This window comes from Kaarinaea lacus (assembly GCF_975902315.1).
The window spans coordinates 1-3,405 of sequence record NZ_CDLKIE010000365.1; the positions used below are offsets into that span (position 1 = coordinate 1).

Genomic DNA, 3,405 nt, shown 5'->3' on the forward strand with positions numbered 1-3,405 from the left:
CCCTGGCGATACTGGTTATGTTTCCGCAACTCACCCTGTGGTTACCCGATTTAATGGACAGCTTTCGTTAAGCCTACATAATATCAGTGGAGTCCGGCTGTGCTTCCTCCTGCCTCTTATTGATATTGAATAATGGATTTTTATTGGATACGAAGGTCACCGACAGGGCAAGTATCAGGATAGCGCCACTGATTACCAGGATGTGAGGCCAGTCCATCGTTTTAATATCAACGGTTAAAACCCGCGTAAGTGCGGTAATCGAAATGTAAATCAAAAATACTACGGGTAGGCGCTTGGTTTTAAAATAGATGCCTACCATCGCGCCTATTTCCAGGTATATAAAGAGTAACAGGATGTCTTTCAAGGTGGGGTGGCCAGCCTTGATAATTATCAGGTATTCCTCAACGGCGGACCAGAGGACGGTACCACCTATGACAAACAGGGCAAGGAGGTGAAAGCTTTCAACGAAGATATTGCCGGCTGTTTCCAGGTGCTTTTTTATTTTGGACAATTCTTCCGTGCCCTGTTTGTCTTTTGTCATCTTAAATCACCCTATTATTATCAAAACTACTCCAAATTACGCGCTCTTTGATAAGCAGCTTCTGATAGCACATTCCATCCGTCATTGTCTTTGCTGAACGCAGTATATGCTTCATAAATTTTCTTAAAGTCTGCATCGGTCGCTGACTGTTCCTCCAGGACTTCCCTGGTAAAGCCGCGTAATGCTTTAATGACATCATCAGGAAAGGGCAGTACTTCGACCTTATGTTCTTCTTTCAACTTGCGCAAGGCTGCAAGGTTTTTTGCTTCAAACTGCGATAGCATCCAGACGTTTGCCGAAGCTGCCGCAACTTCGATAACTTTCTTTAAGTCATTGGTTAATGAATCATAAGCGCCCTTGTTAACTATTAGCTCGAGAACTGGGCCAGGTTCGTGCCATCCGGGGTAGTAGTAGTACTTCGCAGCACGATATAAACCCAGTCGCTCATCGTGGAATGGTCCAACCCATTCGGTCGCATCAATGTTGCCGCGCTCCAGTGAGGTATAAATTTCACCCCCTGCCAGTAATACAGGTGTGCCGCCGGCTTTAGCAAATACTTTGCCGCCGAGACCAGGAATGCGCATTTTCAGACCTTTAAGATCATCCACGGATTCAATTTTCTTGTTAAACCAGCCGCCCATTTGTACGCCGGTGTTCCCCAATGGGAAAGGTACCAGGTTGTGCTTGCTATATAGTTCACGCCATAACTTTAAACCGTCACCCCCATATAGCCAGGCGTTCATTCCTTGTGCATTCATGCCAAATGGTACCGCTGTGAAGAATGGCGCCGCTGGGATCTTGCCTGCCCAGTAATAGGCGGCTCCATGGCCAATGTCCACCGTGCCCTGTGATACGGCGTCAAAGGTCTGTAAGGCGGGTACCAGTTCACCGCCCGCGTAAACTTTAATGTTCAGACGGCCGTTACTCATTTTGTTAACATCATCGGCAAAGCGCTCAACCCCTTCCTGGAAAATAGGAAAGTTCGGTGGCCAGGTAGTCACCATTTTCCAGTTATAGGTTTTAGCTTCAGGGGCGGCAGCCGCAGGTGCAGCTTGTTGCGACGACTCTTGCGGTTTACCACAACCGACAAGTAGAAAACTGACTAAAGCGAGAGTGAATGTAATTGCTACTTGAAATGTACGCATGGCAATATTCCTTTTGTTATCGTTACCAGATATTGCGTTTAGTTAACCACCAGTTAAATACTTTTATTTCTTTTCTCTAGTATGCAGATTGGTACTCAAACCAGTTAACTATCTCACGGCCTACAGGTGTCATTTCGAGTATCCGCAGGTTGCGAGAAATTTTATATCTCCAGCACAGGATTTACTACACAGATTTCTTAAGCCAATTTCGTTCTGTTTCGAAATGACAAACAGAACTCAGGCAACCTGCAGGTTGGCGTAAGCTACCACCAGCCATTTACTGCCGATACCGTTAAAATTAATCTGGATGCGCGCATTGGGGCCGTTGCCTTCATAATTTAAGACCACGCCTTCCCCAAACTTGGCATGGCAGACCCGTTGGCCCAGGAAAAATTCTGCGGATTCATGGGCTATATTTTGTGCGTAACTGGCAGGTGCCGAAACGCTGCCCTTGATTCGTATTTCGTTAACTAAATCTTTCGGGATCTCGCGAATAAACCGTGACGGCGAAGGATAGCTTTCTGTACCATAAAGACGCCGGCTTTCCGCGTGGGATAAATAAAGTTGTTGTCTGGCGCGGGTAATACCCACGTAACACAGGCGACGCTCTTCTTCCAGGCGACCTTCTTCTTCTACTGATCGTTCGTGGGGGAACAGACCTTCTTCGACACCGCACATAAACACCAGTGGAAACTCCAGTCCTTTGGCGGAATGCATCGTCATTAACTGCGCGCTGTTTCGGTCATCGGTTTGTCCCTCACCTGCTTCCAGCGCAGCATGCGATAAAAATGCCGACAGGTCGTCCAGCTCTTTATCTTCAGCGTCTTTTTCAAAAAATTGCGCGGCACTGATCAATTCCTGCAAGTTTTCTACTCTTCCCTGGCCTTTTTCCGTTTTATCTTTGTCATAGTAGTCATACAGGGTACTGGCATGAATAACATGCTCGACAATTTCGTGTAACTCCATGTCTTTGGTGTCCTGTGTCATGGACTCAATCAATGCCACAAAATTCTTTACTGCATTTAGAGCGCGAGGGCTTAATGCATTTTGCGCGATAATGTGTTTAGTGCTCTGGAATAAAGAGGTATTGTGTTGGCGGGCATAGTCGCGAATCACCGATAGCGTTTTTTCGCCAATACCGCGGGTTGGCGTATTAACGATACGCTCAAAACCGGTATCATCATTCTGGTGAGCGACCAGCCTGACATAAGCCAGAGCATCCTTGATTTCTGCGCGCTCAAAGAAGCGTAAGCCACCGTAGACACGGTAGGGAATGTTAGCGTGAAGAAATGCTTCTTCGATAACTCGAGACTGTGCGTTTGAGCGATATAACACGGCACATTCATCAAATCGTCCACCCTGGTCGGACCAGTCCTGAATTTTTTCGACAATAAACCTGGCTTCGTCCTGCTCATTGAAGGCACGGTAAAGCTGGATGGGATCACCATCATCATCGGCAGTCCACAGGTTTTTACCCAGGCGTTCAAAATTATTAGCAATCAGAGCATTGGCGGCTTTGAGGATATTCCCGGTAGAGCGGTAGTTTTGTTCTAGTCTAACGGTGTGAGTGTTGGCAAAATCATTGCTGTAATGCTGGATGTTCTCAATCCGAGCGCCGCGCCAGCCATAAATGGACTGGTCATCGTCACCCACCGCAAACACATGCGTGTCTTTACCAGCCAGCATACGAATCCACGCATATTGAATGGAGTTGGTATC

The 3,405-nt window shown here is 47.0% G+C and carries 3 protein-coding genes; all 3 read right to left on the reverse strand.

What is annotated here, in order from left to right:
• Positions 1-73: 73 nt before the first annotated feature.
• The gene (locus ACWVCM_RS11890; protein WP_455201970.1) at positions 74-541 is read right to left on the reverse strand and encodes a phosphate-starvation-inducible protein PsiE; all 468 of its coding nucleotides are present in this window, start codon (positions 539-541) and stop codon (positions 74-76) included.
• A 26-nt stretch (positions 542-567) separates the two neighbouring features.
• Positions 568-1,686 (reverse strand): TRAP transporter substrate-binding protein, encoded by a 1,119-nt coding sequence (locus ACWVCM_RS11895; protein WP_455201971.1) that lies wholly within the window; start codon positions 1,684-1,686, stop codon positions 568-570.
• 237 nt (positions 1,687-1,923) lie between these two features.
• Positions 1,924-3,405, reverse strand: a 1,482-nt coding sequence (locus ACWVCM_RS11900) for a 3'-5' exonuclease (protein ID WP_455201972.1), incomplete at its 5' end; no start/stop codon positions are given.